This window comes from Caballeronia catudaia (assembly GCF_001544755.2).
GTDB lineage: Bacteria > Pseudomonadota > Gammaproteobacteria > Burkholderiales > Burkholderiaceae > Caballeronia > Caballeronia catudaia.
This window is the reverse complement of the sequence record NZ_FCOF02000104.1, coordinates 1-4,544: the sequence shown is the minus strand read 5'-3', so window position 1 is coordinate 4,544 and position 4,544 is coordinate 1. Positions and strand designations below refer to the sequence as shown.

Annotated in this window: 3 protein-coding genes; 1 reads left to right on the top strand and 2 read right to left on the bottom strand. The window is 54.1% G+C overall.

The window, feature by feature from the left end:
• The first annotated feature begins 706 nt into the window (after positions 1–706).
• Positions 707–1,171, top strand: coding sequence for a MerR family transcriptional regulator (locus AWB75_RS36060; protein WP_061128694.1), 465 nt, complete (start codon positions 707–709; stop codon positions 1,169–1,171).
• Positions 1,172–1,840: 669 nt separating this feature from the next.
• Here AWB75_RS36060 and AWB75_RS37525 read toward each other — a convergent pair.
• Both AWB75_RS37525 and AWB75_RS36050 read right to left on the bottom strand, forming a co-directional pair.
• Positions 1,841–2,554, bottom strand: coding sequence for a hypothetical protein (locus tag AWB75_RS37525; protein ID WP_143746673.1), 714 nt, complete (start codon positions 2,552–2,554; stop codon positions 1,841–1,843).
• Between the two features lie 1,558 nt (positions 2,555–4,112).
• The gene (locus AWB75_RS36050; RefSeq protein WP_061128692.1) at positions 4,113–4,430 is read right to left on the bottom strand and encodes a hypothetical protein; all 318 of its coding nucleotides are present in this window, start codon (positions 4,428–4,430) and stop codon (positions 4,113–4,115) included.
• Positions 4,431–4,544 lie beyond the last annotated feature (114 nt).

Genomic DNA, 4,544 nt, shown 5'->3' with positions numbered 1-4,544 from the left:
CGAAGGGCCTTCCTTCATCTTTGGTAAAGCTCCGCAAACATCGGTCGATTGATGCTCGCGTTCTTGGCACACCCCACTCTAAATTCAAAAGAGCCACTTTTCTGCAAGTGCTTCTTCGAAGCTATGGCAGAGATGATGATGAAACTGCCGAATTCGTCTCGCCCGAGGACTAGTATCGCAGCCTTGCAGTGCATATGCGCGGAATTGGACCGGAACGGACAGGTCGCTGAATTGCTTTTGGCCCAGATGCCTGAAGTACAGTGCGGCAAACACGCTCTTCTCTTAATGACATACCTCGAGCAGGCTGAGCTGGGACACGAGATGGTACCGCTGGGAACTCAAATTGCCCGGTGCTACCGAGAGAAGCGCATGGAGGCGCTGCGTGAGTAGTGGAGTGCGCCAGCGGACGAAGCGGCGAGCATTTCTCACGAGATGTGAGCGTTGCCTTTGGCGTTCCCGTTCGCTCAAGCTTTCGTGACATAGAGCTGCTGACGCGGACTCGGACGCCGCATCTGAAGTGACGGCTAGTTTATGGCGCGGTCACTAGCCGTAGCCAGACTTCCATAGTCTTTATCAAACGCTGACGATGCCTGTCATCCATTGTTCAAGGCGCATGTCATGCTCTCGAAATCATTCGGGTGGAAGCGTTGGTCGGCGTGGCACGAGCACGGATCTACACTCACTCTGCCCCCGTCACAGGCGACCCATGATGCCCACTCATGAAGAAAGCTCGACAGTCCCACAGGGCGGTGCCCTCGAACTGGCACACAAGCGCTTGATCGAACTGTTCGAGCTGTTGAGGCCTCGCCTGCAAAGCGACGTGCAACAGGAACTTTCCAGTGCCCTCAGCTCTATTTTGGACGATGTCTTGAAGCCGAAACCCGATGCCGGCGAATTCTTCTCTGTTGGCGATGCGGCGAAGTTGCTATTCGTCTCGCGGCCATATGTGCTGACACTGCTTGAACGGGGAAAGCTCCAACTGCATCATCGAACGGGAAACGATCGATTTGTCACAGATGCGTCGCTAAGCGCCTATCACGCTGACCAGCAGGCCCAAGTGCAAGCCCACCTACCCTCAAGGGCCGGCGAGGACTGGTTCCAAACCCCAATGTGTCCGACGGTGTTGGGGGTCGCGTTGCAGGCCTATCGTAGCCAACGTCATCAGCAATGACCGCTCAGCGACAGCGGGGCACGTAAGAGAACAGCCACCTCTTCAACTCGGTCACGTTCCGATGTAGCTGCCTAAGCAGTGCTCACCTGTCGATGTGAGTTTTTGTCGGATGGGCCGTTGATGCAAACTCGTGCTCTGGACATGTTGTCCTTGACAGCGGTTACGTCGTAGATCGCCCTCTCTCGCTCGTCTTCTTCTCGGAATTGATCGACGTCTACCGCTTCGCGACGGGCTTCATGCCGTGGCCTGCAAGTCGAGCAGACTACAGCCAGATAATTGACGTCGACCGATACTCCAACAAAACCGTGCACGTCAACACAACTATCTACATAGGTCACATGAAATTGCGTCATATCTATAGGAGCCCCGCATTTCGAACATGGTTCGATCGGGCCAAGGCCTGGGTGGCGGATCGGTACTCCTTCCCGCGCCATCACCTCCTCTCGGCGGAGGTTCGCACAAAGTTGAGAGCAATAACACTCCAGTCCCCGACTGTCCTCGATTTCCACTTCGGGGATGCTCTCCGAGAAATGAACACGCTCCCACTCTCGAGCAATTTCGAAAACTCGCCCCTTGAAGATTCGATTACAAGTGAAACACTCATAGTCGTCCTCGTCCAAAGTTTCCATGACTTGCTCCAGTTGTCCCTGACCTTTATGACGATAGCGCTCAGTCGTGCCGTCTTGGCGATAGCCGTGTCCGCGCCCGCGGCTCGACAGACAATTCGCGCCTGCCTGACAGGGGTTCGCCAAGCCATCGGTGTTTCACTGAGTACCGCGTCGACCGTGACGTTGGCCGCCATAGAGCATGAAGCGCGAAAGCGGACGGTCTATCAACTTGAAACAGTTCCATTAAAGCGTCAACCTGCCAAGCGACCCGACGAAAAAGTTCATCGTGAGGAAGCTCTTCGTCAGTGAGACTCAACTCCGAGGACGTAAGCGACTTCGTCATCGAGGGCCAATCAAGGAATCCGAAGATCCGGGCGACGATGTGGTAAGCCAAGCTCGACGAGGTTGACATGATGAGAGCCGAAAGCACCTCGGCCTTCTTCTCAGCAAAAACGAGCGATGACGGCATGAACCGCTCGATAGGCGCAGGCGTGACGAACCGCGTAAGCTCTCGGCGTTCCAGCTCGTCGAACCAGAGCGGCGACGCGCTATCGACTGCCTTAAAAATAGTACTCGCCGCTCCTTCCGCTGGAGCCACCGGTTTTTCGACACGCGTTTCACCTCGCGACTCATCATCGAGACGGCTCAGCACTGTTTGTGTCGCTTCTTCACTATTCTTCCAGTCCACTAGCCGCCATTCCGCAACGAACTGACGGATCTCATTGGGAGGCTTGCGGGGAAACAGCGATGTCAGAACGTCGATCTCACGTCTCATTTGGAATTGGACCTTTTGTTGATTGTTCAGTCCCTCAGAAAATTCTGGCGTCGCCGGCTCTGCTCCACAGAACACTCTGTGGACGTTTCCCCTTCCTATACACCGAACGACCGCCAGGTGGAGAGCGCCTAAACTGGTCGTCTTCTCTGGATCCAATCGCCTTCTAATCATCTTCGCACGTCCCTTCAACCCTTCAACACTGCAGAAAGGGCGAAGATCTTGGTCGTTTGGAACGGCATTGTTTTCCAAAGCTGCACCCTTGCTGTCCGTTCGGCCGATTGGATGAATTCAGTACTCACTTTCGCGAAGCATTGGGGAGGCGCAATACAAAAAAAAACCTCTGGAAAATTGTAGCCGTTGACGCAGACGTCAGCAAATCGAAAAAGAACCGCTGAATTGCCCCGTGCTGCGCAGGATCTGAGTTGGGCTTGAAGGGTTGACTACGTTTGTACTTTTGCTACCCAAAAAGCCTCATAGGCAATGAGATCGCGGTTGACAATGTAGATTTATACCGCATACTGAAAGTACCCTTTACTTGCTGTATCTTTCTTCTTGATAAGATTCTACCGACTGCCGAGAAAGTTTTAGGCAAGCAGATTCGCTTCATCTCTACTCACTCCAAACCCGTAATTTGCGGAACCTCAAAAAAAGACTGTAATCACAGAGTCAGAATAAGCTTCCCCATATGGCCCTCGCCAACCGCTAAGACTACTATTCGCATATCGCGACGGAAACACCGCGGGCGACAGCTGTGTTGTGGGGAGCAGCTAAAAAGTGCGACTTCCTTTGGCGCTTATCGCTAGATCGCAGTCGAGATCAACTTGGCTGTTCTCTCTGTAGGAGGATGAAAAATGGGTCTTCAAAGGGTTTCGAAAGCGCAACAGCTAATCGCTCTGGAAGCGCATGGGTCGTCCTGGAACGATGAGCTCCGGCGAGTTTTCGAGGCACAGTGCCTCGAATTTCATACAGCGCGAAGTCCGCAGCGAAGTCTGGAATCTGCGATCGATCCGTATGCCGCAAACGTCTTGGACCACTGGACAGACATCGCTCGATACTATGTCAGACGCGAGCCGCTGCAGCGCGACAAGCATCCCAGGGAATTGCGTCTCGAGCGCGTCCCTGATGCGGTGTCGGGTCCCCCGGTGCCTTGCGAAGACTTTTCGCAGACGGCGAGCCGCGTCAGCGCCAGCGCCAGCGCCAGCGCAAATCCAATATCGGAGGAAATACCGCTCGCGTGGCATCGGGTATGGGCCGACCTAGATCGTACCAACGCCTTGCTTGCGTATATGGCCGCACTTGACGCGCAATTGGACGCGTCCGATGCGACAACAAATGACGGCAATTGCGAACGCAGGCGCCGTACTGCGGGTCGAGTTGATGCCGGACAGTCGGTACCAGAAACGCAGAGAAACAGAAGTCGCATGCCGCGGTCAGCGTTCGAGCAAGATCAGAAAGGAAAGATCAAATTTCGATCTCGATTCAGCTATCGCCATATCTCGCGACAATCTTACGCGTTGAGTTTCCGGAATCATTTTTCACTGGGCCCATTTGCGAGCCTTTAGAACGCCTCGACCGTTTGTCTATCGACGCGTTCCAGGAGGGTCTGGCCGAGCAACGGCTCGAAATCCACAGTGGCTTTCATTCCGGCGTTATCTCGAACCTTCTTTTCCACGTTACCGGTTTTGCGAATCTTGAAGATCGCGAGACGATGTTTGATGACGTTGTGCGTTTCGGATCGCCCGCTGAGAGGCAGCAATGGAGTACGACTACGCCTGAAGAGCGCAGGAAAGTGGAGGACGAAAGCGTCAGAGTTGCTCGGCTCTGCACTGCCGAGCTTGAGAAGCGAGATCGCAACCTCGGTTGTAAAAGGTGACATCAAGTGCAATTGTGGCAACCACGAACGGATGATTCGCTATTGAGTTTTACTAAATCCATGACAACCGATTCTCGGCTTGAGCGTTATACGATCATCGCCTTGATGAGGGATGAG